The sequence below is a fragment of the Stenotrophomonas maltophilia group sp. vghtpe118 genome, assembly GCF_052605195.1.
In genome coordinates this window covers 3,658,229-3,682,238 of sequence record NZ_CP199672.1, presented here as the reverse complement: position 1 = coordinate 3,682,238, position 24,010 = coordinate 3,658,229, and the positions used below count along the sequence as shown (strand labels likewise).

At 67.3% G+C, this 24,010-nt stretch carries 19 protein-coding genes; 10 read left to right on the top strand and 9 right to left on the bottom strand.

The features are described from left to right. Nucleotides 1-229: 229 nt before the first annotated feature. Entirely contained in the window at nucleotides 230-622 is a 393-nt protein-coding gene (locus tag ACUDTM_RS16745) for a carboxymuconolactone decarboxylase family protein (protein ID WP_004154542.1), read from the bottom strand. Then, nucleotides 619-909, bottom strand: a complete 291-nt coding sequence (gene grxC, locus ACUDTM_RS16740; protein WP_004154541.1) for a glutaredoxin 3 — start codon at nucleotides 907-909, stop codon at nucleotides 619-621. The genes ACUDTM_RS16745 and grxC overlap by 4 nt, the downstream gene beginning before the upstream one ends. A gap of 88 nt (nucleotides 910-997) precedes the next feature. Here grxC and ACUDTM_RS16735 point away from each other — a divergent pair, with 88 nt between their 5' ends. From ACUDTM_RS16735 to lpxH, 9 genes are all read left to right on the top strand, one after another. Beyond that, nucleotides 998-2,698 carry a M48 family metalloprotease gene (locus tag ACUDTM_RS16735; RefSeq protein WP_172412112.1) on the top strand — a complete coding sequence of 567 codons (1,701 nt, stop codon included), beginning with the start codon at nucleotides 998-1,000 and terminating at the stop codon, nucleotides 2,696-2,698. Nucleotides 2,699-2,814: 116 nt separating this feature from the next. Beyond that, entirely contained in the window at nucleotides 2,815-3,504 is a 690-nt protein-coding gene (gene phoB / locus ACUDTM_RS16730) for a phosphate regulon transcriptional regulator PhoB (protein WP_005408258.1), read from the top strand. Nucleotides 3,505-3,615: 111 nt separating this feature from the next. Beyond that, nucleotides 3,616-4,947, top strand: a complete 1,332-nt coding sequence (phoR, locus tag ACUDTM_RS16725) for a phosphate regulon sensor histidine kinase PhoR (RefSeq protein ID WP_061479944.1) — start codon at nucleotides 3,616-3,618, stop codon at nucleotides 4,945-4,947. A gap of 4 nt (nucleotides 4,948-4,951) precedes the next feature. Continuing rightward, the gene (gene ppk1 / locus ACUDTM_RS16720) at nucleotides 4,952-7,039 is read left to right on the top strand and encodes a polyphosphate kinase 1 (protein ID WP_053500783.1); all 2,088 of its coding nucleotides are present in this window, start codon (nucleotides 4,952-4,954) and stop codon (nucleotides 7,037-7,039) included. Nucleotides 7,040-7,208: 169 nt separating this feature from the next. Continuing rightward, nucleotides 7,209-8,735 carry an exopolyphosphatase gene (gene ppx, locus ACUDTM_RS16715; RefSeq protein WP_005415458.1) on the top strand — a complete coding sequence of 509 codons (1,527 nt, stop codon included), beginning with the start codon at nucleotides 7,209-7,211 and terminating at the stop codon, nucleotides 8,733-8,735. Nucleotides 8,736-9,054: 319 nt separating this feature from the next. Next, nucleotides 9,055-11,979, top strand: a complete 2,925-nt coding sequence (locus tag ACUDTM_RS16710) for a TonB-dependent receptor domain-containing protein (RefSeq protein ID WP_005415457.1) — start codon at nucleotides 9,055-9,057, stop codon at nucleotides 11,977-11,979. Nucleotides 11,980-12,149: 170 nt separating this feature from the next. Beyond that, a complete protein-coding gene (locus ACUDTM_RS16705) occupies nucleotides 12,150-13,295 on the top strand; it encodes a glycosyltransferase family 4 protein (protein WP_049438746.1) in 1,146 nt (381 codons plus the stop codon). Further along, the gene (locus ACUDTM_RS16700) at nucleotides 13,276-13,815 is read left to right on the top strand and encodes a phosphatase PAP2 family protein (RefSeq protein WP_445391417.1); all 540 of its coding nucleotides are present in this window, start codon (nucleotides 13,276-13,278) and stop codon (nucleotides 13,813-13,815) included. The genes ACUDTM_RS16705 and ACUDTM_RS16700 overlap by 20 nt, the downstream gene beginning before the upstream one ends. A gap of 93 nt (nucleotides 13,816-13,908) precedes the next feature. Next, nucleotides 13,909-14,655, top strand: a complete 747-nt coding sequence (lpxH, locus tag ACUDTM_RS16695) for a UDP-2,3-diacylglucosamine diphosphatase (RefSeq protein WP_072169156.1) — start codon at nucleotides 13,909-13,911, stop codon at nucleotides 14,653-14,655. Between the two features lie 54 nt (nucleotides 14,656-14,709). Here lpxH and ACUDTM_RS16690 read toward each other — a convergent pair whose 3' ends face one another. Next, nucleotides 14,710-15,963, bottom strand: a complete 1,254-nt coding sequence (locus ACUDTM_RS16690; protein WP_111007533.1) for a M12 family metallo-peptidase — start codon at nucleotides 15,961-15,963, stop codon at nucleotides 14,710-14,712. Nucleotides 15,964-16,188: 225 nt separating this feature from the next. Between ACUDTM_RS16690 and ACUDTM_RS16685 the strand changes: the two genes are divergently transcribed. Beyond that, nucleotides 16,189-17,646 carry a DUF2235 domain-containing protein gene (locus ACUDTM_RS16685; RefSeq protein ID WP_353080129.1) on the top strand — a complete coding sequence of 486 codons (1,458 nt, stop codon included), beginning with the start codon at nucleotides 16,189-16,191 and terminating at the stop codon, nucleotides 17,644-17,646. A gap of 64 nt (nucleotides 17,647-17,710) precedes the next feature. On the opposite strand, the gene ACUDTM_RS16680 is transcribed toward ACUDTM_RS16685, so the two are convergent. The 6 genes from ACUDTM_RS16680 to ACUDTM_RS16655 form a co-directional block, all read right to left on the bottom strand. Further along, on the bottom strand, nucleotides 17,711-18,535 hold the full coding sequence (locus tag ACUDTM_RS16680) for a ferritin-like domain-containing protein (RefSeq protein ID WP_111008085.1): 825 nt from the start codon (nucleotides 18,533-18,535) through the stop codon (nucleotides 17,711-17,713). Between the two features lie 9 nt (nucleotides 18,536-18,544). Then, nucleotides 18,545-20,011, bottom strand: coding sequence for an amidophosphoribosyltransferase (purF, locus tag ACUDTM_RS16675; protein ID WP_049414284.1), 1,467 nt, complete (start codon nucleotides 20,009-20,011; stop codon nucleotides 18,545-18,547). Nucleotides 20,012-20,041: 30 nt separating this feature from the next. Then, on the bottom strand, nucleotides 20,042-20,821 hold the full coding sequence (locus ACUDTM_RS16670) for a CvpA family protein (RefSeq protein WP_072169155.1): 780 nt from the start codon (nucleotides 20,819-20,821) through the stop codon (nucleotides 20,042-20,044). Nucleotides 20,822-20,867: 46 nt separating this feature from the next. After that, nucleotides 20,868-21,911, bottom strand: a complete 1,044-nt coding sequence (locus tag ACUDTM_RS16665; protein WP_072169154.1) for an SPOR domain-containing protein — start codon at nucleotides 21,909-21,911, stop codon at nucleotides 20,868-20,870. Between the two features lie 80 nt (nucleotides 21,912-21,991). After that, nucleotides 21,992-23,263 (bottom strand): bifunctional tetrahydrofolate synthase/dihydrofolate synthase, encoded by a 1,272-nt coding sequence (gene folC / locus ACUDTM_RS16660; protein ID WP_053500138.1) that lies wholly within the window; start codon nucleotides 23,261-23,263, stop codon nucleotides 21,992-21,994. Nucleotides 23,264-23,304: 41 nt separating this feature from the next. Then, nucleotides 23,305-23,949, bottom strand: a complete 645-nt coding sequence (locus ACUDTM_RS16655; RefSeq protein ID WP_005415444.1) for a histidine phosphatase family protein — start codon at nucleotides 23,947-23,949, stop codon at nucleotides 23,305-23,307. Nucleotides 23,950-24,010 lie beyond the last annotated feature (61 nt).

Below are 24,010 nucleotides of genomic sequence, written 5' to 3'. Positions count from 1 at the left end.
GGGGCCGAGGTCCCAAATAGACCATGGTCCCAGTCCCCGGCTCAGGCAGAATTGCCCGCGCATCGCCCCTCTACCCCCGCCCTGTCGGCGCGCCCCTTCAACAAGAAGGGGCTCCTGGGCTGTTGGATCGCGGGACAGGCCCCCTCGAGGGCCCGGTAGTGCCGGCCGCTGGCCGGCAACCCCGGCCATGTCGGGTTCAGGGGATGCCGGCCGCTGGCCGGCACGACCCTCAGTGCTCGTGCGCGGCTGGCGCGGCGGCGCCGCCTTCGAGCTGGTCGAGGAAGTCGACCGCGCGGCGCAGGTGCGGGATCACGATGGAGCCGCCTACCACCAGGCCGACCGAGAAGGTCTCGAAGAACTCCTCACGGGTCACCCCGGCGTCCTTGCACTGGGCCACGTGGTAGCTGATGCAGTCGTCGCAGCGCAGCACCATCGAGGCCACCAGGCCCAGCAGCTCCTTGGTCTTCACGTCCAGCGCGCCGGCCTGGTAGGTCTGCGTATCCAGCGCGAAGAAGCGGCGCACCACCTGGTTCGGTTCGCCCAGGATGCGCTCGTTCATGCGCTTGCGGAACTCGGTGAACTCGGCGATGCGGTCCTTGCTGCCGTCGTCGGCCGCGCTCATGCCTGGCCCTGCCCGGCCAGCAGCGGCTCGAGCTTGCCTTCACGGTGCAGGGCCATCATGTCGTCGTAGCCGCCGACATGGACGTCGCCGACGAAGATCTGCGGCACGCTGGTGCGGCGGGTCAGCGCCATCATCTTCTCGCGCTCGGCCGGGTCCAGGTCGATGCGGACCTCGGTCCACTGCTGGCCCTTGCTCTTCAGGAAGTTCTTGGCGGCCACGCAGTACGGGCAGACGGCAGTGGAATAGATGGTGATGGCGGGGGCACCGCCGGCGGTCTGGGCTGTCACGGGAAACTCCACGATGGATCGACGGTCTACATATGGTACCGGTGCGCTGGAATTTCCACGCCACGGCCGCAACACTGTGGATTAACGAATGGTTGCCCCCCGCCCTGCCACGCTTGGCGCGCCCCGCCCGAGGACCTTCTGCTTGCGAGCCCTGCTGCTGACTACCGCCGTCACCCTGGCCCTGGCCATGCCGCTGGCCCAGGCCCAGGAGAAGCTGCCCGACATCGGCTCTTCGGCCGGCGAGCTGCTGACCCCGGCCCGCCAGGCCGAGTACGGCGCGATGATGCTGCGCGAGCTGCGCAACTACGGCTACCTGCTGGAAGATCCGCTGGTCAACGACTGGCTGCAGACCATGGGTACCCGGCTCGGCTCCAATAGTGACCAGCCGCGGCAGCCGTACACCTTCTTCGTGATGAACGACCGCCAGATCAACGCGTTCGCCACGCTGGGCGGCTACATCGGGGTCAATGCCGGACTGGTGCTGACCGCCGAGCGCGAGGACGAGGTCGCTGCGGTGCTGTCCCACGAAATCGCCCACGTCACCCAGCAGCACGTGCTGCGCGGTGTCGAGCGCGCCCAGCGCGACCAGATCCCGATCCTGCTGGGCATGCTGGCGGCGGTAGTGGCCGCCCAGGCCAGCAACAGCACGTCGTCCGGCAACGCGACGATGGCGGCGATCAGCTCCGGCATGGGCCTGATGCAGCAGCGGCAGATCAACTACACCCGCTCCAACGAGTCCGAGGCCGACCGCCTCGGCATCCGCACCCTGTCGCGCAGCGGCTACGACGTGGATGCCATGGCCGGCTTCTTCGAGCGGATGTCGGCAGCCATGCGCGGCAACGAAGGCGGCTACAGCGTGCCCGAGTTCCTGCGCACCCACCCGGTCAACATCACCCGCATCAGCGAGGCCAAGTCCCGCGCCCAGCAGATGAAGAAGGATACGGTGCTGCTCACCACCAGCACGCCCACCGGCGAGCGCAAGGAGCGGGTGGACCCGGCCGATCCCAGCCTGGGCGAGCCGCTGCTGCGCGGCAACAACCCGCTGCTGCCCGGCAGTGTGCTGCGCCTGCCGATCGGCCAGCTCAACCGTGGCGCCAGCGGTGACTTCGAGTGGGCGCGTGAGCGTCTGCGCGTGCTCAGCGCGGACTCCACCCCCGAGCTGGAGCGCGAGTACGCCGACCTGGCCAAGCGGCAGAAGGACGGCCTCAACGATGCGCAGCGCTACGGCCAGGCGCTGGCGGTGATGCGCGGTGGCCGTGCCGGTGCCGGCCAGGCCCGGCAGACCCTGGCCGGCCTGCTGCAGACCCACCCCGGCAACCTGTGGCTGGCGCTGGGCCTGGGCGAGGCGGAGTCACGCGCAGGCCAGGCGGCCCAGGCCAACAGCCGCTTCGAGCAATTGTTGCGCGAACACCCCAACAGCCGCCCGGTGGCACTGACCTATGCCGAGATCCTGAACGAACAAGGCAGCCGCGAAGCCGGCCAGCGTGCGCAGGCGATGCTGCGCCCCCTGCTGTCGCAAAGTGGTAACGATCCGGTCTTCCAGCAGCGTTTCGCCCGCGCCAGTGAGTTGGCTGGCGACAGCGTGCGCGCCAGCGAGGCCTATGCCGAGGCCGCCTTCCTCAGCGGGCGGCCAGAACAGGCGCTGATGCAGCTGCAGGCGCTCAAGCGCAACCCGGCGCTGGATTACATCGGCCGCGCGCGGGTTGACGCGCGCATCGAATCGATCACCCCGACGGTGCTGGAACTGCGCCGGCAGGGCGTGCAGGACCCGGATCTGGACCGTCGCTGAGCACCGCATGACCGGCCGATGGCAATCCGGGCCGGTTCCGGCCGGGTAGTCACAAACATGTCATCAAACCGTAGTCTACTGGCACCACTCCAGTAACCGAGCCCTACGGTGTCCTCGTGCAGAAACGCATCCTGATCGTCGATGACGAGCCCGCGATCCGTGAAATGGTCGCCTTCGCCCTTCGCAAGGGCGATTACGAACCGGTCCACGCCGGCGATGCCCGGGAGGCCCAGACCGCGATCGCCGATCGCGTTCCCGACCTGATCCTGCTGGACTGGATGCTGCCCGGCACCAGCGGCCTGGACCTGGCCCGTCGCTGGCGCAAGGAAACGCTGACCCGCGAAGTGCCGATCATCATGCTGACCGCCCGCGGCGAGGAGAACGATCGCGTCGGTGGCCTCGAGGCCGGTGTCGATGACTATGTGGTCAAGCCGTTCTCGGCACGCGAACTGCTGGCCCGCATCCGCGCGGTCATGCGCCGCGCCCGCGAAGATGACGAGGACGGCAGCGTAGCCGTCGGCCCGATCCGTATCGACGGCGCCGCCCATCGCGTGTTCGCCAACGACCAGCCGGTGCCGATCGGCCCGACCGAATACCGCCTGCTGCATTTCTTCATGACCCACCCGGAGCGCGTCTACACCCGCGCGCAGCTGCTGGACCATGTGTGGGGCGGCAGCGTTTACGTGGAGGAACGCACCATCGACGTGCATATCCGCCGCCTGCGCAAGACGCTGGAGCCGTTCAACGCCGAGAACATGGTGCAGACCGTGCGCGGCGCCGGCTACCGCTTCTCCACCGCCACCTGAGTCTCGTCGTGCCGGCACCGCGCACCTGCAGTGCAGGTGCCGGTGCCGGCAACTCTGCTATAACCCTCGGTTCACCCCAGTGAACCGCCGCACCTCAACGACGAGATCGCAATGCCCCGCCACATCCGCTCTGCCTGGTTGAAGACCCTGGCCACCGTTGCCGCGGTGCTGCTGTTCGCCGGACTGGTGGGGTGGTTCACGGGCCATCTGTGGTTGTGCATCGCACTGGGCGCGCTGGCGACCCTGGCCTGGCATTACTGGCGCCTGCGCAGCGTTCTGCGCCGGCTGACCGCTCGCCAGCGCTGGGACACCGCCGAAGAAGGCACCGGCGTCTGGAACGAACTGGACCGCCTGCTGTACCGCAACCAGGTGGAAATGCGCGTGCGCAAGCGCCGCCTGCTGGACATGCTGCGCAGCTACCGCGCCGCTGCCGCCGCGCTGCCCGATGCTGTCGTCGTGCTGGATCGCAACAGCCAGCGCGTGCAGTGGTTCAACGAAGCGGCTACCGCCCTGCTCGGCCTGCACCATCCCGGCGACCTTGGCGAGGCCCTGGTCGAGCGCCTGCAGCCGATGCCGCTGGCGCACTGGCTGGCCGGTGGCCGCAATGCCGAGCCCATCCTGGACGTACCCTCGCCGGTCGATCCGGCGATCCGCCTGAACCTGCGCCTGATTCCCTATTCGTCGGACTACTGGCTGCTGATCGCGCGTGACGTCAGCAAGCTGCTGCGCCTGGAGCAGGTGCGGCGGGATTTCGTCGCCAACGTTTCACACGAGCTGCGCACGCCGCTCACCGTGGTCCACGGCTACCTGGACATGATGGACCCGGAGGATTTCCCGGGAACCGGACCGATGCTGGAAGAAATGCGCAAGCAGAGCCAGCGCATGGCCCAGCTGGTGGAAGACCTGCTGACCCTGTCGCGCCTCGAATCGCAGGAACACAGCGAGGACGAGACCGTAGCCATGCAGCCGATGCTGGCCACCCTGCGCCGCGAAGCCGAAGCGCACAGCCAGGGCCGCCACCAGATCAGCATCGACGACCTGGCCGGCGTTGACCTTCAGGGCTCGACCAAGGAGCTGCACAGCGCCTTCTCCAACCTGGTCACCAATGCGGTGCGCTATACGCCGGCCGGTGGGCGCATCGCGGTGGAGTTCCGCCGCGAGGGCGACGGTGCGGTGCTGGCGGTGCGTGACTCCGGCTACGGCATCCCGGCCACCCACCTGCCGCGCCTGACCGAACGCTTCTACCGTGTCTCCAGCAGCCGCTCGCGCGAAAGCGGTGGTACCGGCCTGGGCCTGTCCATCGTCAAGCACATCCTCGGCCTGCACCACGCACGGCTGGAAATTGAAAGCGAAGTCGGCAAGGGCTCGGTGTTCTCCTGCCATTTCGATGCCGACCACGTGCGCCCGCGCGAGTCCGCCCCCTTGACCTCCATCGAAGAATGACGCCATGAGCAGCCTCGGATCCCTCCCCCTCCCCGTGAGCCCGGACAACGATCCGTTGCGTGACCCGGCGCTGTACATCAATCGCGAACTGTCACAGCTGGATTTCAACTTCCGCGTGCTGGCCCAGGCGATGGACCCGCAGGTGCCGCTGCTGGAGCGCCTGCGCTTCATGTGCATCTCCTGCACCAACCTCGACGAGTTCTTCGAGATCCGCGCCGCCGCCGTGCGCCACGCGCAGGAGTACGGCCTGCCACCCGCACCGGACGGGATGAGCCCGCAGGCCATCCTGAGCGCCATCCATGACCGCGCCGCCGAACTGGTGGACCAGCAGTACCGCTGCTGGAACGAGACGCTGCGGCCGGCGCTGATGGAGGCCGGCATCGGCGTGCTCGGCCGCCACTCCTGGACCGACCGCCAGAAGCGCTGGCTGCGCGCCTACTTCCGCAACGAGATCATGCCGGTGCTGTCGCCACTGGGCCTGGACCCGGTGCACCCGTTCCCGAAGATCCTCAACAAGTCGCTGAACATCGTGGTGGTGCTCAAGGGCACCGATGCGTTCGGCCGCGCCGGCCACCTGGCCATCGTGCGTGCGCCGCGCTCACTGCCGCGCATCATCCAGCTGCCGGAAAAGCTCGGCGGGCCCCAGAACTTCGTGTTCCTCTCGTCGGTGCTGTCGACCTTCGTCGATGAGCTGTTCCCGGGCATGGAAGTCCAGGGCGCCTACCAGTTCCGCGTCACCCGCAATTCCGAGCTGGTGGTGGACGAGGAGGAAGTGGAGAACCTGGCGCTGGCACTACGCGACGAACTGGTCGACCGCGGCTACCGGCCAGCGGTGCGGCTGGAGATCGCGCACGACATGCCGCGCGAGATCGTGCGGACCCTGCTGCAGAATTTCGGCCTGACCGAGAACGCGGTGTACCGCATCGATGGCCCGGTCAACCTCAACCGCATCATCCAGCTGTACGACCTGATCGCGCAACCGGACCTGAAATACCCGCCGATGACCCCGCGCACGCTGCGCGACAGTGACGGCATCTTCGAGACGGTGGCGCGCCAGGACCTGCTGCTGCACCACCCATTCGACGCCTTCACCGCAGTGCTGGACCTGATCCGGCAGGCGGCAATCGATCCGAACGTGCTGGCGATCAAGCAGACCCTGTACCGCACCGGCAAGGACTCACTGATCGTCGATGCGCTGATCCAGGCCGCGCGTAACGGCAAGGACGTGACCGTGGTGGTCGAACTGCGCGCCCGCTTCGACGAAGAAGCCAACCTCGGCCTGGCCGATCGCCTGCAGGAAGCCGGCGTGCAGGTGGTGTACGGCGTGGTCGGCTACAAGACCCACGCCAAGATGCTGCTGATCGTGCGCCGCGAGGGCCGCAAGCTGCGCCGCTACGTGCACCTGGGTACCGGCAACTACCACAGCGGCACCGCCCGCGCGTATACCGACATCAGCCTGATCACCGCCGATGCGGACATCGGCAATGACGTGCACCTGCTGTTCCAGCAGCTGTCCGGGCTGGCGTCGAAGATGAAGCTCAAGCGCCTGCTGCAGTCGCCCTTCACCCTGCACACCGGCATCCTCGGCCGCATCGAGCGCGAGACGCGCATCGCCGCCGCTGGCCGCCCGGCGCGGATCATCGCCAAGATGAACGCACTGAACGAACCGCAGGTGGTGCGCGCGCTGTACGCCGCGTCGCAGGCCGGCGTGCAGATCGACCTGATCATCCGCGGCGCCTGCACGCTGCGACCGGGCGTGCCGGGCATCTCGGACAACATCCGCGTGCGCTCGATCGTCGGCCGCTTCCTGGAACACAGCCGCGTCTACTGGTTCGGCAACGACGGCGCACCGGAAATGTACTGCGCCAGCGCCGACTGGCTGGAACGCAACCTGCTGCGCCGGGTCGAGACCTGCTTCCCGATCCTCGATCCGGAACTGGCCAAGCGGGTCTACCGCGAAGTCCTGCAGAACTACCTTGACGACAACCTCAACGCCTGGGAGCTGGACGCGCACGGCATCTACCACAAGCGTGCCCCAGCCCACGACGAAGCCCCGCATTCGGCGCAGATGGCGTTGATGCAGGGGCTCTGACCCTGCCCCGGTAGATCCCGACCGCTGGTCGGGGTTCGATCGCCACGGGGTCAGATCCCTTTCCTGCGGGAAAGGGATCTGACCCCTTGCAGTCCTGCGGCACGCCCTCTTCCAAAATGTGAAGGCCGCGCGGTGACGAGCACACCGCCCCTTCGGCTAACATTCGTCCATGCCGCACACCACCACGACTCCGCCCGCATTGCAGGATGGCGACCTGCTGGCCGCCATCGACCTTGGCTCCAACAGTTTCCACATGGTCATCGCGCGCTATACGCTCGGCCAGCTGCGGGTGATCGACCGCCTGCGCGAGACGGTGCGCATGGCCGATGGCCTGGATGGCAAAGGTGGTCTCTCTTCCGCTGCACGCCAACGTGCACTGGAATGCCTGGCCCGCTTCGGCCAGCGCATCCGCAATGTGCCGCCGCACCGGGTGCGCGCGCTGGCCACCAACACCGTGCGCCAGCTGCGCTCGCCGCAGTCGTTCCTGGTACCGGCCGAGACCGCACTGGGGCATGCCATCGAAGTGGTCAGCGGGCGCGAAGAAGCGCGCCTGATCTACCTGGGCGTGGCCCACGCGCAACCGCCCAAGCCCGGGCAGCGCCGGCTGGTGATCGACATCGGCGGTGGCTCCACCGAGTTCATCATCGGCATGGGCATGCAGACCCTGGAGCGCGAAAGCCTGCAGGCCGGCTGCATCGCCAGCACCCGGCGCTTTTTCCCCGGCGGCAAGCTGAGCAAGAAGCGCTGGAAGGACGCGCTGGCCGAGATTGGCCGCGAGTTCCAGCCTTTCGCCAGCAAGTACCGCGCGCTGGGCTGGCAGGAAGCGTTGGGCTCTTCGGGCACGCACAAGGCGATCAGCGAGATCTGCGCGACGATGAAGCTGAGCAAGGGCGCCATCACCGCCGAGGCCCTGCCGCAGCTGCGCGATGAACTGCTGAAGGCCAAGAAGATCGACGACATCCAGCTGCCGGGCCTGTCCAGCGACCGCCGCCCGATCATCGCCGGCGGCATCCTGGTGCTGGAAGCGGCCTTCCAGGCGCTGGGCCTGCAGAAACTGCTGGTCAGCAAGGCGGCGATGCGCGAAGGCATCCTGTATGACATCGTCGGCCGCGCCGGCGAGAACGACCTGCGTGACGAATCGGTGGCTGCGCTCAGCCAGCGCTACGGTATCGATACCGTCCAGGCCGAGCGCGTGCAGGACACCGCGCTGTCCCTGCTGGAACAGGTGCAGGAGCGCTGGAGGCTCGATGCCGACGATGCGCGCATGCTCGGCTGGGCCGCGCGCCTGCACGAGCTGGGCCTGATGATCGCGCACAGCGGCTACCACGTGCATGGCAGCTATGTGCTGGAACACTCGGATATCGCCGGCTTCTCGCGCCAGGAGCAGCAGATGCTGGCGGCTCTGGTGCGCAGCCACCGCCGCAGCGTGACCAAGACCGCCTTCGACGCCCTGCCCGAGCGACTGCTGCTGACCGCACGCCGGCTGGCGGCCCTGCTGCGGCTGGCGGTGCTGCTCAATCGCGCCCACGAAGACGATCCGCTGCCGGCACTGGAACTGACCGCCGACGACAACCGGCTGTCGCTGATCGTGCCGCAGGCCTTCATCGATGCCCGCCCGCTGCTGCGCGCGGACCTGATCGGCGAGACCGATGGCATCGCCGGGCTGGGCATCCAGTTCCGTCCGTTCGTGGCCTGAATACGCTGTCCGCTGTTGTCCACAGGACAACCGAGGTGACGCATTTCCCACTCCCACTTTGCGCAGTCTGGCGGTTTTTTGTGCTGCTCCGCACCACAACGGCGCGCTGTGGGCCATCGCTGCCATCACGTAAGCGCCTGCTTTTGTTCACGTTTTGTGAAGGCTGGCGCGGCCGCGTGACATGAATGGATACGAACTCTTTACAGAGCATTAACTAACGAGACTACTATCGGGTCACCGGCTCGGTCATCGACCCTGCTGGCTCCTTCGACGCCCCCTTTGGCGTCCTGTGCACGACCTGAGAGAGAGAGAGCTCGCCATGACTTCACGCACCACCGCACTGGGGCAGGCCATCCGCTACGCCCTGGCTACCACTGCAGCGCTGGCAGCGCTGCCCGCGTTTGCCCAGGAAGGCAGCAACGCCAACCCGACCAACCTCGACCGCATCGAGATCACCGGCTCGCGCATCCGCCAGGTGGACGTGGAAACCGCACAGCCGGTGTTCGCGATCAGCCGCAACGACATCGAAAAGCAGGGGTTCAGCTCGGTTGCCGACATCCTGCAGAACGTCACCGCGATGGGCAGCCCGACCATCAGCCGCGCCAATGCGCTGACCGCAGGCGAGAACGCGGGCGGCACCTACATCGACATGCGCAACCTGGGCACCCAGCGCACCCTGGTGCTGGTCAACGGCAAGCGCCTGGGCATCAGCACGTCCGGCTACCAGGACATCTCCACGCTGCCGGTGTCCGCCGTGGAACGCATCGAGGTGCTGAAGGACGGCGCCTCTGCGATCTATGGCTCCGACGCCATGGCCGGTGTGGTGAACATCATCACCCGTTCCAATGTCACTGGTGTGACTGCCAACGTCTACCACGGCCAGTACAGCCAGGGCGACGGTGCCCGCGACCGCTTCGACGTGGTCGCCGGCTGGAGCAATGAGCGCGTGTCGTTGACCCTGTCGGCCGAGCATGCCGAAGAGAAGGGCGTGTGGGCGCGCGATCGCGGCTTCAGCAAGTACGGCATGACCGATCGCCATCCTTACGACAGCAGCAACTGGACCACGATCAGCCAGTACGGCCAGTTCACGGGTCTGCGCGGCCCGGGCTGTACCGCCACTGCGGGTTGCGGCTATTCCCTCAACCGCGGCGCGGATCCCACCAACCCGGCCAATTACCACCTCACCGATACCACGCCTTTCACCGGTGACGTGAGCAACGCCAACGACCAGATGCATGTGATGTATCCGGTCAAGCGCGACTCGGTCTATTTCGACGGCCGCTTCAAGATCACCGACAACGTCAACTTCCGCACCGAGCTGGGCTACAACAAGCGTGAGTCCACCCGCCAGATCGCGGGCTATCCGCTGCAGTCGAGCACCGCCGGTGTCGGCTCGATGTCGATCAACAGCTACTTCAACCCGTTCGGCCGCCAGCACGGTTACGCCAACCCGACCGCCGTGGCCTGGAACCGCCGCACCTGGGAAGTGCCGCGCGTGACCACCAGCGAGCTGAAGACCTACCGCGCGGTGGCGTCGTTCGACGGTTCGTTCGAGATCGGCAGCCGCTACTTCGACTGGGAAGTGGGCTACCAGTACAACCGCAATGAGCTGGAATCGGTGGCCACCGGCAACCTGCACAAGGGTCGCGTCGCCGGCGGCGTCGGCCCGTCGTTCTACAACGCCGCCACCGGCAAGGTGCAGTGCGGTACCGCAGCTGCACCGATCTCCTATGACGTGTGCAAGCCGTGGAACCCGTTGGTGCCGTATGGCACGACGGCTGCCGATGGCCTGTACGGCAACGAAGAACTGCAGGCGTGGCTGTTCCCGGAAGAGATCACCAAGGGCCGCACCACCTCCAAGAACTTCTTTGCCAACATCGCTGGCAGCATCGTGACCCTGCCGGCTGGCGATCTCGGCTTCGCCTTCGGCGTGGAAAGCCGCAAGGAAGAAGGCAAGTACACCCCGGATGCCCTGGCCCAGACCGGCGCTACCACCAACCTGGCCGCAGGCCCGACCGGCGGTGACTACACCGTCAACGAGGCCTACCTGGAAGTGAACGTTCCGGTGCTGGCCGACCTGCCGGGCGCGAAGGAACTGACCTTCAATGGCGCAACCCGCTTCTCGGACTACAACACCTTCGGCAACACGCTCAACAGCAAGTTCGGCTTCAAGTGGAAGCCGATCGACTCGCTGATGGTGCGTGGCACCTGGGCCGAGGGCTTCCGTGCACCGACCATCAGCGACCTGTTCGGTGGTGGTTCGGAGACCTTCGCGCAGTTCAGCGATCCGTGCGACACCCGTTTCGGTTCCTCGGCCTCCAGCGCCGAAGTCCGTGCACGTTGCGCACGCGACATCGCCAATGCGAATACCTTCCGCCAGCTGCGCCAGGGCGGCACCCCGGTGAACACGTCGACGGACGCAACCCCGGTGCCGTTCACCTCCGGGTCCAACCCGCTGCTGACGCCGGAAACCTCGACCAGCAAGACCCTGGGCCTGGTCTGGAGCCCGAGCTTCATCCAGGGCTTCAACGCCTCGCTGGACTGGTGGAAGATCCGCATCGACAACACGATCATCGCCGACACGCCGACCCAGATCCTGCAGGACTGCTACGAGTCGGGCATCGAAGCGCGCTGCTCGCGCTTCCAGCGTGACCCGGTGACCGGCATCGTGACCAACCTGAAGTTCGGCAACCGCAACGCGGGCTTCATGGAAACCGAAGGCTACGACCTGGACGTGAGCTACCGTCTGGACACCCGGTTCGGCAAGTTCAACGTGAACTCGGCCACCACCTACGTGTCCAGTGCGACCTACCGCACCTCCAACGACAACTCGATCGTTCCGATCGTCACCAACGGCATCGGCAGCGCCTTCCGCGTCCGTTCCAACCTGGTGCTGGGCTACGAGCGGGGCAACTTCGGCGCGAGCTGGACCGCGCGTTACTACTCGGGCGTGAAGGAAACCTGCTCGAACATCGCGCTGTACCCGGACGAATGCTCGGATCCGGGTGTGTATGCACCGTGGTACAAGGGCGCCCGCAACTACAACGAGCGTGGTGCGGTCACCTTCCACGACGTGCAGGTGCGTTACTCGCTGCCGTGGGATGCCACCGTGTCGGTCGGTGCCAACAACGTGTTCGAAAAGACCGGCCCGATCATGTACAGCAAGCCGAACTCGGCCTTCTCGTACTACGGTGGCTACGACATCGGCCGCTTCGTCTACATGAAGTACCAGCAGCGCTTCTGATCCATCGCGCTGTGACATGAAGCACCAGGACCACGGCCCTTCGGGGCCGTGGTTTTTTGTTGGCCGCAGCGCCCCTTCGGTGGCCGGCGCCCCCGTCATCTGACGGTCGCAAAGCGGTCATGTCGGCTACATCGCCAGGCCCGAGCATGCCGGAAACCGGGAGGCCCGCCATGCGCTATGCCATCGTCACCGAGACCTATCCGCCGGAAGTCAACGGCGTCGCCCTCACCGTACAGGGCCTGGAGCAGGGTCTGCGTGCAGCCGGACACGAGATCGACCTCGTCCGCCCCCGCCAGTCCACCGAAGCGCTGGATTCGGCACCCGGCACCCTGCTGGTTCCCGGCGCTGCCCTGCCCCGCTACCCCGGCCTGCGCTTCGGCCTGCCAGCCCCGATCCGGCTGGGCCGCCATTGGCAGAATCAGCGTCCGGATGCGGTCTACATCGCCACAGAAGGTCCACTCGGCTGGTCGGCACTGCGTACCGCACGTCGCCTCGGCATTCCGGTCGCCAGCGGCTTCCACACCCGCTTCGACGAGTACTTGCCCGACTATGGCGTGGCATGGCTGCAGGCCGCGGCCATGCGCTGGATGCGCCGCTTCCACAACCAGGCGGACGCTACCCTGGTGCCGACCCGCGAACTGCAGCAGTTCCTCGGCGAACAGGGCTTCGAACGCGTGCGCCTGCTGGCCCGTGCGGTGGACAGCCAGCAGTTCGATCCAGGCCGGCGCGACCCTGCACTGCGCGAGGAATGGGGCGTGGATGGCAACGGCCTGGTGGCGATCCATGTCGGCCGCATTGCTGCCGAAAAGAACCTCGGCCTGGCGGTGAAGGCATTCCGCCGCCTGCAGCAGATCCGGCCCAAGGCACGCTTTGTATGGGTGGGTGACGGCCCGGCCCGCGAGAAGCTGGCACATGAAAATCCCGATTTCATCTTCTGTGGCATCCAGCGCGGCGATGCGCTGGCCCGCCACTTCGCCAGCGGCGATCTGTTCCTGTTCCCCAGCCGCAGCGAGACATTCGGCAATGTGACTCTGGAAAGCATGGCCAGCGGTGTGGCCACCGTGGCCTTCGACTACGGCGCCGCGCGTGAGTACCTGCGCAACGGCGAGAACGGCGCAGCGGTGGACAGCGACGAGCAGTTCATCGAGGCCGCCGTGCAACTGGCCGCCGATGACGCGAAACGCCACGAACTGGGCGGCAATGCTGCACGCGCGATGAAGCGATTGCATCCACAGCAGGTGGTGGCCGAGTTCGATGCGTTGCTGGCCGAGCTTGCGCAGTCGCGGAGGAGCGGCCATGCGCACCACGCCGCTTGAACTGCTGGCAGGGCGCGAGGCGCGCTTGTGCCGGCGGGCGAACCACTACTGCCGGCGCCGCCGCGTGCGCCACCTGTTCTCGGTCATCAGCCGTCTCGGCGATGGCGTGTTCTGGTATGTGCTGATGGCTGCGCTGGTGGTGCTGGATGGCTTCGATGGCCTGCGCGCCTCGGTGCACATGGCCGCCACCGGCCTGGCCGCATTGCTGCTGTACAAGGGCCTCAAGCGCTGGACGCGGCGTCCGCGGCCTTACGCGGCCGATCTTCGCATCCGCGCCTGGGTGGTACCGTTGGACGAATTCAGCTTCCCCTCCGGGCACACCCTGCACGCAGTGTCGTTCACCATCGTCGCACTGGCCTATTACCCCTGGCTGGCACCCTTGCTGGTACCGTTCACCCTCGGTGTCGCGCTGTCGCGGGTGGTGCTGGGCCTGCACTATCCTTCCGACGTGCTCGCCGCCACGGGCATCGCCGTCCTGCTGGCTTCGGCCAGCCTGACCTGGCTGCCGCTGCCGGTGTAGCCCAGGGATCAGATCGCTTTTCCGCCGGAAATGCGATCCGACCGCGCGACTCCCGCGGCGCTACCATCATCATTGATGGCCTAGAATGCAGGCATGACCACGTTGTTCATATCCGACCTGCACCTGGACCCCAGCCGTCCGGAGATCACCGACCTGTTCCTGCGCTTCCTGCGCGAGCAGGCGCCCGGCGCCGATGCGCTGTACATTCTCGGCGACCTGTTCGAGGCCTGGATCGGCGACGACACGCCCTCTCCGGCCGCCGATGCGGTGGCCGATGCGTTGAAGGTGCTGTCCGACAGCGGCGTGCCCGTGTACTTCATCCGCGGCAACCGCGATTTCCTGCTTGGCGAGGACTATGCGCGCCGTGCCGGCCTGCGCATCCTGCCCGACCCGTGCGTGATCGAGCTGTACGGCCGCCCGGTGCTGCTGCAGCATGGTGACCTGCTGTGCACCGATGACATCCCCTACCAGCAGTTCCGTGCGCAGACCCGCGACCCGGTGTTCCAGGCGCAGTTCCTGTCGCAGCCGCTGGCCGCACGCATCGCCTTCGCGCAGAAGGCGCGCGAGGCGAGCCAGGCCCGCCAGTCGGAAATGAAGCAGGGCGATCGCGCGCAGTTTGAGACCGTCACCGACGTCGCCCCGTCCGAAGTCGATGCAACCTTCGTCCGCCACGGCGTGGACACCATGATCCATGGCCATACCCACCGCCCGGCCATCCATACGCTGCAGGCCGGCGGCCGCGACCGCACCCGCATCGTGCTCGGCGACTGGTACGAACAGGGCTCGGTGCTGCGCGTGGATGCCAATGGCTGGTCGCTGGATACCCTGCCCCGCGGGTAATTCCCGCCGGCAGGAAATCCGCGGCCGCACAAGGCGGCCGCGGACAGTACAGACTCAGCGGAAGGCCGCGATGGTGGCCTTGGTGTTGACCAGCACGCGCTGGTTGTCAGCGGTACTGGCATTGCCCATCGGGATGCCGTTGTAGCTGATGTTCGGGTTGGACCAGTAGTTCAGGCGCGGGCAGCTGCGGGTGCAGTTATAGGCCATGATCGTGCGCCAGCCGGTGCCGCTGGACGGCTCATAGCGGTAGCCGTGGCCATAGGCGTAGGGCGATGTGCTCGGGTCGGTGGCGATGTCATGCCGCGCGCTCTGCAGGTGGCCGATCTCATGCGCGAATGAGTAGTAGCCGGTCGCGCAATCCCAGTACACCGCCGCGAACGCCGTCGACGCGGTCGAGCCGATCCCCGAGGCCAGGCCGCAGTAGGCACTGTTGTTGATCAGCAGCACGCCGACATCGGCCGCGGTGGTGTTGCGGCTGGTGTGGATGCTGTCCATGTAGCCGTCGCTGGTGCCACGGAAACGCGACAGGTCGGTGGTGAAGTTGCCAGACTCGCTGTAGCTGGTGGTCTCGTAACCGGCCAGTTGCAGCGTCAGGCCGACGTTGCTGTTGCCGTAGCCCTGGTTGGACTCGGCCACCGCCAGCTGGACCAGCGACTGCATGTTGCCGCCATAGGCGGCGACGGCGGCATTGGTCGCCACCACCAGCACACGGATGGTCGCCGGCGTACCGGACGATGCCTGCGCGATGCCGATGCGATCGTTGTTGCCCATCGGGATCTTCGGCAGCTGGTTGTAGTCGGCCGGATGGTCGGCCGGCATCCGCGATTCATCCACTTCCACCAGCACGTGGCGGTTGCCCAACGGGCGCAGGCGATACAGCTTTCCATCCTTGCGGATCGAGCCGGTGACGGTGTCGCCCGAGCGCACCAGGATCAGCGAATTGCCGGGGTCGTCCTGGCCGTTGGAGGTGGCCGCGGTCAGTTTGTCCGAGGGCGAACGGAACTGGCCGTACCAGATGCTGCCGCCATCGGGCAGTGCTTCGACCTTGCTGCGCACCGCCTGCACCCGCCGGCCGAGCAGTTCGAATTCCAGCTGCGGTTGTGCAGTAGCTGCTGCATCGACACGCACTTCCTGTACCGTCGCCGTGGACGGGGTGGCCAGCAGCTTGCCCAGCGCGGGCTCGCTGTTTGCCGATGCGCGGCTGATGACCGTCACCGGCTCGAACAACGGTGCCGCATGTGCGACCGCTGCCACCGACAAACCCAACACCAGGCCACCTGCCGCTTTGCCAATCGATCTGGACAACATTGCGTCGCTCCTTGAATGATGTGAACAGCGTTGATGCAGCACGACCCGGTTTGCCGGGTCTGGTCATATGGCCTGCGCGGGTCGTGTGAATTCAATAGGCGAGAGAAGTGAAAATCAGGATTTGTGATCGACCGCATCTGGGTTAAGTAAGGTCAAAAGCGTTACTACACGTCGCCAAGACACCGCTTTCGCGCTACCGTGACGCAGCCACGACGGGGAATGCACATGGCACCATCGCAGGACACGGACGAAGAGGTCGGCTTGCTGCGGATCGGGCTGTTCTTCGATGGCACCCGCAACAACGCACACAACCTGGCCCGTGGCAGGCCCCAGCTGCCGCAACCGCGCCCGGCGCAGCTGCGTGCGGATGACGATTCGACCTACCAGAGCCGGTTGACCAGCAGCTACGACAATGGCCTGACCAACATCGCCCGCCTGCAGCAGCTGTACCCGGACAGCCGCAGCGGGACATCGGCGGCCCCCTCGCTGTCGATCTACGTGGAAGGTGTCGGTACCCGCGATGACGCCGACGACGACCTGATCGGACTGGCGTTCGGCATTGGCGCCAGCGGTGTGCGCGCCAAAGTGCGACGCGCGCTGCAGGTGCTGCTGCCGGCAGCACTGGGTGCACTCGCTACGCGCTGGCAGCGACCACTGCGTGGCGTGCAGCTGGATCTGTTCGGCTTTTCACGGGGTGCGGCCGCCGCGCGCGATGTGGCCAACCAGTTGCAGGCCTGGGATCGCACCCGCTGGCGGCAGCTGTTGCAGGCCGCTGGCCTGTCCTGCACAACGGACTTCGCCCCGGCCGCTCCGCTGCTGCGCTTCATCGGCCTGTTCGACACGGTGGTTGCGGTCAGCGGTGGCCGCACCGACGAACAACCTCATCTCGCGCTGCATGCAGGCGTTGCCAGGCAGGTGCTGCAACTGAGCGCGCGTGACGAGCATCGCCAGCACTATCCATTGACCAGCGTGGCGCCAACGTTCACCGAGATCGCCCTGCCCGGCGTACACGCCAACATCGGCGGCGGCTACAACCAGCTCGAAGAAGGGCCCAAGCTGCTCAGTCGCCCGCGCCGGCAGCTGCTGCGCCGCCCGAGCGTGGCCGAGTACCAGACGCCACCGCTGGCGATCCTGCAGGCGACCACGGCCTACGCCGAGGCACAGGCCGACGCCGAGCGCTGGCGGCAGCAGTTGGGCCTGGACGAAAAGGAAGTCTGGGTGGATGTCTGGCACCAGTGGCAGCAACAGCGTCGCGCCGGCAGCCGCAGCGTAGTGCTGTCACCGGTGCTGTACGTGACGGCGGCCGTGGTGTTGCGCCGGCGCATCGACTGGCGCTACCAGCTGATCGCGCTTCAGGTGATGCAGCAGCATGCCATCGATGCCGGCGTGCAATGGACGGCCAATGCCAACGCAGTCCCCGACTGGGAACTGCCGTCGGCCCTGCAACCGATCGCACGACGACTGGTGGCCGGACAGCCACTGACGCAAACGCAGGAGGCGCTGTTGCGACGGCGTTACCTGATGCAGTCGGCGCACTGGAACTTCGACGCGCTGGGCGACACCGCACTGACCTACGCTGCCGACGCCGGCGTCAGCGAGCTGCCGTACCGGCCGGGCCCCGGCCTGTTCTACATCAACCGGCCAACGGTGGATGGCAAGCGCGTGGTACTGCCGAACGCATGAAAAAGGGGACGGAGGGATCAAGTCGTTTTGGCACAAACGACTTGATCCCTCCGTCCCCTTTTCTTCAACCGGCCTGCTCGACCAGGTTGGCGAGTTCGTCCGCATCGAATCCGGCCAGCAGGCGCGCTTCCATGTTGAACGGCCCGTGCAGGTAGCCGCCGGCGTACTCCACCAGCAGCTCCTTGAAACGCGTGCGCGGCTCGACACCGGCGCGGTCGCAGTACCAGCGATACCAGCGCGAACCGGCGGCAACATGCGCCACTTCCTCACGCAGGATCACCTCCAGCACATCGGCGGTTTCGCCATCGCCGACATTGCGCAGCTTCTCGATCATGCCCGGGGTGACGTCAAGGCCACGCGCTTCCAGCACGCGCGGCACCAGCGCCATGCGCGCCAGGCCGTCATGCGCGGTCTTTTCGCACATTTCCCACAGACCGTTGTGTGCGGGGAAATCCGCATAGTCGTGGCCATGCACCTGCAGGCGCTCGCGCAGCAGCATGAAATGCCGCGATTCGTCATCGGCACAGCTGACCCAATCAGCATGGAACGCCGACGGCAGGCCCCGGAACCGGTACACCGCGTCCCAGGCCAGGTCGATCGCATTGAGCTCGATATGGGCAATCGCGTGGATGAAGGCAGCCCGCCCTTCCACGCCACCCAGTCCACGCCGTGGCACCTCGCGCGGATGCACCAGCACCAGTCGTCCCGGACGACCCGGCATGCAGATCGGATCCGGCGGCGGCGCATCCGCGGCCACCTTCAGGCGGCCGGCACGGAACGCGGCCGCATACGCCTGGGTCAATGCGACCTTGCGCAGCGGATCGGCTTCAGCCAGGCACTGCTGCGCAGCGCGCAGCAGGTCGCCACCAACGTCGGGCACATCCACCACGCCTGATCCTCAGGCGCGGCGCTTGTGCTTGGCATCGTCCGAACGCAACTGCTGGATGCGCTCGAAGTAGCCCGGCTCGATACCGGTCGGGTAGTGGCCGTTGAAGCAGGACGAATCGAAGCTGCGCAGCGCCGGGTTGCCTTCGCTCACCGCCGCTTCCATGTCTTCCAGGTCCTGGTAGATCAGCCAGTCGCAGCCCAGGTGGGCCTCGATCTCTTCCACCGTGCGGTTGTGCGCGACCAGCTCTTCGGCCGCCGGCATGTCGATGCCGTAGATGTTCGGGTAACGCACCGGCGGCGCGGCGCTGGCCAGGTAGACCTTGCGCGCGCCGGCATCACGGGCCATCTGCACGATCTGCTGGCTGGTGGTGCCACGCACGATCGAATCGTCCACCAGCAGCACCACGCGGTTGCGGAACTCCAGGTGGATCGGGTTGAGCTTGCGGCGCACCGACTTCACGCGTTCACCCTGCCCCGGCATGATGAAGGTGCGGCCGATGTAGCGGTTCTTGATGAAGCCTTCGCGGTACTTCACCCCGAGCACATTGGAGATCTCCAGCGCGGCATCGCGCGAGGTATCCGGGATCGGGATGATGGTGTCGATGTCGTGGTCCGGGCGCAGGCGCAGGATCTTCTCGCCCAGCTTGATGCCCATGCGCATGCGTGCCTTGTGCACCGAGACGTTGTCGATCATCGAATCCGGGCGCGCGAAGTAGACGTATTCGAAGATGCATGGTGTGTGCTCGGCCGGCTCGGCGCAGATTTCCGAGAACAGCTCGCCGCGCGCGGTGATCACCAGCGCTTCGCCCGGCTGCACGTCACGCACGCGCTGGAAACCCAGCACGTCCAGCGCGGCCGACTCGGACGCCACGATGTACTCGTCGCCTTCTGCGTGGCTGCGCTTGCCCAGCACCAGCGGGCGGATGCCATGCGGGTCGCGGAAGGCCACCAGGCCCAGGCCCAGCACTACGCTGACCACTGCATAGCCGCCCTTGCAGCGGCGGTGCACGCCGGCCACCGCGCGGATCGCGGCTTCCGGGCTGAGCTGGCGCTGCTGCTCCAGTTCGTAGGCGAACACGTTCAGCAGCACTTCGCTGTCCGAATCGGTGTTGACGTTGCGCCGGTCCTGTTCGAACACCTGCTGGCGCAGCGCCTCGGTGTTGATCAGGTTGCCGTTGTGGGCCAGCGCGATGCCGTAAGGCGAATTCACGTAGAACGGCTGTGCCTCGTCCATGCCTTCCGAACCTGCCGTCGGATAGCGCACGTGCGCGATGCCGACGCTGCCTTCCAGCGTGGACATGGTGCGGGCGTCGAACACATCGCGGACCAGGCCGGTGGCCTTCTGCACCCGCAGGCGGCTGCCATTGGCGGTGGCGATACCTGCCGCGTCCTGGCCGCGATGCTGGAGAACGGTCAAGCCGTCATACAACTGCCCGGCGACGTTCTGGTTGCCGACGATTCCGACGATGCCACACATGGTGCGAGGTCTCCGCTGGGCTGTGCCCAGTTACAAGGAAGGTGGCCGTACCTGGCCGCGGTGGTCGCCGCGCCTGCGGTCGACATTGGCCGGATCGTCCGGCTCGATACTGTCCGGCAGTGCTGGGGCGTCCGGGCGCACTTCGGCCGGATCGTATGCATCGCCCTGTTCCGCTTTCGCGGGCCGCAGCCATCCGCCGCCCGCCACTACCTGGTTGAGGATGCCATTATCGCCTGCCCCGCCCGGCTTTCCCAACCCGGCGCCTGCGTTCTTCCCCAATTCCATCAATGCAGATGGGGACAGCATGTCGGTCGGCAAGGCCTTGGGCAGCATATCGGCGCCCGGTACCTGCCAGCGCGGCAGCTTCCCGTTCATCCAGGTCACGGCCGGATTCAGCACCGGGCGAACCGCCGAGCGCTTCCAGGAGGGCTCGGCAGTCAGCGGGGTGAAGCCGGCCAGCAGCACCAGGATCGCCGCGATCAGGCCACCACGCACGGCACCCAGTACACCGCCCAGCAACCGGTCCAGGCTGGTCAGCATGCTGCGGTGGATCATCGCCTTGATGACCATGCCGATCACCGCGACCACGATCATCACGCCGATGCCCACGCCCAGGTAGCCGCCGACGAAATGTTCGCCGCCAGGTGCGGCGGGCGCCGCCCACCAGCGCGCGGCATCGTTGCCGAAGGCGAAGGCCGCCCATGCGGCCAGCAGCCACGACAACGTGCCGATGACGATTCCCACGAAGCCACGCAGCATCCCGAGCAGCGTCGAGGCGGCGATCACGATCAGCAGCACCACGTCGATCATGGCGCCCCGCTCCTTCGGCGGCGCTGGCAACGGGCCTGCGCGTCGGTCATGGGTGCGGTCGGACCATGCCGGCGACGCCAACCTTGGCGGCGACCTGCGCCTTCAGCTGTTCGGCGTCAGCCCGGTTGGCCACCGGTCCGACACGGACGCGATGCAGGGTGCCCTTTTCGGTACGCACCTGCTCGACGAAGGCGCTGAAGCCGGCAGCACGGACCTTGTCACGCAGCGCATTGGCATCGCTGGCCTGACCGAACGCGCCCAGCTGCACGGCGAAGCCGACGCCGCTGGCCGCCGGTGCAGCCGGCGTGGTCGGTGCCGTCACCGGCTTGCTGGCGGTGGCCTCCGGCTTCGGCTCGGGCTTCGGGGTTTCGGGCTTCGGCGCCGGCTTCGGCGGCTCGGGCTTGGCCGCCGGAGTGGCCGTCGCAGTCGGCGTACTCGGCGGCAGGCTTTCGCTGCGCACCGGGTTGCTGCTGGCGGACGGCGAGGTGGCTGCGGACGGGGTACTGGCGCTTGGCGTAGCCGGTGCCGGGGTAGCTGCCACCGGGGCGCTACTGCCCGTTGCGGCATCCAGGGTGATCACTTCGGCCTTCACATCGGCGCGGATCTTCACCGCCTGCAGCCGGGCCGCCTCGGCCTGTGCACGGTCGGCATACGGCCCCACGCGCACACGCCATGCCTGACGGCCGTTGATGGTAGTCGCTTCTGCGAAGCCCGGCAGCTGCGAGCGCTGCAGGTAGGCGATCACGGCATCGGCGTCGGCCTTGCTGCCGTAGGCGCCGAAAGTGACGGCGTAGTTGCCGGCGGCAACCGCCGGGGACGTGTCCACGGTCGGCGGCGTGGCCGGCGTGGCGGCCTCCTGCAGCGGCTTGGCCTGCCCGGTCTGCAGGCCGGTAGCCCCACCGGCCGGGGCCACCAGCGGCAGTTCACGGGTTTCGAACTGGCCATCGGCCGGTGCATCCGGCGCGGCGATCGGCACCGAGGCCACGCCGCTGTCCGGTGCAGGCCCCTTGACCAGCATCGGCAGGAAAATCACGGCCAGTGCAACCAGCACGATGGCACCAATCAGACGCTGTTTCAGAGGCGTATCCACGTGAGGCGGCAACTGTCCGGAGGTTGCGGTCGATTATACGGGTGCCGGACCGGACGGCGTCGGGATTGGCTGAACGTGGCTCAGGCGCTGCCCTGCAACCACTGCAATGCGGCGGCAGCGGTATGGAAGGAGCCAAACACCAGTACGCGGTCACCGCGCTCGGCCCGGGCCAGTACCTGTGCCAGCGCCTGTTCGACCGAAGCGGCCAGCTGCGCGCTGCCAGCAGCGGTCTCGGCCAGGCGCGCCTGCAACTGGGCGGCACTCTGGCCACGCGGGCCGTCCAGGCCGGCAAGGGTCCACTCGGCAACCACGCCCTGCAATGCCTGCACCACACCCGCCGCGTCCTTGTCCTGCAATGCGGCATACACCGCCAGGGTGCGCCCGGCCGACGCCTCGGCCTTCAGCGCGCGCGCCAGCTGGCCCGCCGCCTGCGGGTTATGCCCGACGTCGACGCGGATCTGCACACCGCCACGCTCGAACGCCTGCAGGCGGCCCGGAATGCGCGCCGCCGCGATACCGGCGGCCCACGCCGCGCGCGGCACCGGCTTGTCCAGCGCGCGCAGCGCGGCGATGGCCGCACCGGCATTGGCCAGCTGGATCGGGCCGGCCAGCGCCGGGGTCGGCAGTTCCATGCGCAGGCCAACGTCCCGCCAGCGCCAGCGCTGGGCGTCGATCGGCTCGTAGAAGTAATCGCTGCCGCCGCGGATCGCGTTGGCACCGACCAGGTAGGCACGTGCGAGCACGCTCGAGGGCGGGTCGGTCTCACCCAGGATCACCGGCTTCCAGCCACGGATGATGCCGGCCTTCTCGGTGCCGATCGCCTCGCGGTCCTCGCCCAGCCATTCGGCGTGGTCGATGTCCACGGTGGTGATCACCGCCACATCGGCATCGACGATGTTGACCGCATCCAGGCGGCCGCCCAGGCCCACTTCCAGCACCGCCAGGTCCAGCCCGGCGTCGGCGAACAGCTGCAGCGCAGCCAGCGTGCCGTACTCGAAATAGGTCAGCGTGGTCTCGCCACGCGCGGCCTCGACCGCACTGAACGCAGCGACCAGCGCGGCATCGTCCACGTCCTGGCCGTCGATGCGCACGCGCTCGTTGTAGCGCAGCAGGTGTGGCGAGGTGTACGCGCCCACCTTCCAGCCGGCGGCACGTGCAATGGCTTCGATGAAGGCCACGGTGGAGCCCTTGCCGTTGGTGCCACCGACCACGATGGTGCGCTTGGCCGGCGCCCCCAGGCCCATCGCCGTGGCCACGGCGCGCACGCGCTCCAGGCCCATGTCGATGCTCGCCGGATGCTGGCGTTCAATGTAGTCCAGCCAGTCGGCCAGGGTGGTCGGGGTGTTCGTCACGGCAGCGGTTCCAGCAGAAGCAGTTGGTGCGAGGGGATCGATCAGAGTGCGCGGTGCTTGGCTTCGCCGAAGAACGGCGTGTGGTGGGCGCAGTCGTTCAGGCGCACCACTTCCAGGCTGTCAAGGTCGGCGCCTTCGAGCAGGTTGAGCGTGGTCGGTGCCTGGCGGAAGGTCCACAGGCGGGAGATCGGCAGGCCCAGCACCTTGCACAGGATCACGCGGTTCACCGCGTCGTGGGCGACCACCAGCAGGGTGTCGTGCTCGCCGAGGCCGTCGGTGGCGCGGGCCAGGCCGCGCCAGCTGCGCTCCAGCACCAGGCGCAGCGATTCGCCGCCGGGCATCAGCACGGTATCCGGCTCCTCGCGCCAGGCCTGCAGGCGCGACGGATCCTTCTCGTGGATCTCGCTGGCCAGCAGCCCCTCCCATTCGCCGTGGGCGATTTCCTGCAGTTCCGGCTCGGTCAGCAGCATGTCGGCACGGGCGGCGCCAAGCGCCAGCTGCGCGGTGCGCTGCGCGCGCGACAGCGGCGAAGCGACGGCACGGGTAATGTCGACCGAGGCCAGGCGGGCACCCAGTGCCTGGGCCTGGGCTTCGCCGATCGGCGACAGCGGGATGTCGATCTGGCCCTGATAGCGGCCTTCGGCGTTCCACGGCGTTTCACCGTGGCGGGCAAGCAGGATGCGCATGCGTGCAAGGGGTCCTGGGGGGGAGGAGGTTCCCGCGTTTCGTTCACATCCTGTGAAGTGC

Excerpts from the sequence above, each read along its gene's own strand:
- ACUDTM_RS16745 (WP_004154542.1), bottom strand. The coding sequence starts at position 622 with ATGAGCGCGGCCGACGACGGCAGCAAGGACCGCATCGCCGAGTTCACC.
- ACUDTM_RS16735 (WP_172412112.1), top strand. The coding sequence starts at position 998 with ATGGTTGCCCCCCGCCCTGCCACGCTTGGCGCGCCCCGCCCGAGGACC.
- phoR (WP_061479944.1), top strand. The coding sequence starts at position 3,616 with ATGCCCCGCCACATCCGCTCTGCCTGGTTGAAGACCCTGGCCACCGTT.
- ppk1 (WP_053500783.1), top strand. The coding sequence starts at position 4,952 with ATGAGCAGCCTCGGATCCCTCCCCCTCCCCGTGAGCCCGGACAACGAT.
- ppx (WP_005415458.1), top strand. The coding sequence starts at position 7,209 with ATGCCGCACACCACCACGACTCCGCCCGCATTGCAGGATGGCGACCTG.
- ACUDTM_RS16710 (WP_005415457.1), top strand. The coding sequence starts at position 9,055 with ATGACTTCACGCACCACCGCACTGGGGCAGGCCATCCGCTACGCCCTG.
- ACUDTM_RS16705 (WP_049438746.1), top strand. The coding sequence starts at position 12,150 with ATGCGCTATGCCATCGTCACCGAGACCTATCCGCCGGAAGTCAACGGC.
- ACUDTM_RS16700 (WP_445391417.1), top strand. The coding sequence starts at position 13,276 with ATGCGCACCACGCCGCTTGAACTGCTGGCAGGGCGCGAGGCGCGCTTG.
- lpxH (WP_072169156.1), top strand. The coding sequence starts at position 13,909 with ATGACCACGTTGTTCATATCCGACCTGCACCTGGACCCCAGCCGTCCG.
- ACUDTM_RS16690 (WP_111007533.1), bottom strand. The coding sequence starts at position 15,963 with ATGTTGTCCAGATCGATTGGCAAAGCGGCAGGTGGCCTGGTGTTGGGT.
- ACUDTM_RS16685 (WP_353080129.1), top strand. The coding sequence starts at position 16,189 with ATGGCACCATCGCAGGACACGGACGAAGAGGTCGGCTTGCTGCGGATC.
- purF (WP_049414284.1), bottom strand. The coding sequence starts at position 20,011 with ATGTGTGGCATCGTCGGAATCGTCGGCAACCAGAACGTCGCCGGGCAG.
- ACUDTM_RS16670 (WP_072169155.1), bottom strand. The coding sequence starts at position 20,821 with ATGATCGACGTGGTGCTGCTGATCGTGATCGCCGCCTCGACGCTGCTC.
- ACUDTM_RS16655 (WP_005415444.1), bottom strand. The coding sequence starts at position 23,949 with ATGCGCATCCTGCTTGCCCGCCACGGTGAAACGCCGTGGAACGCCGAA.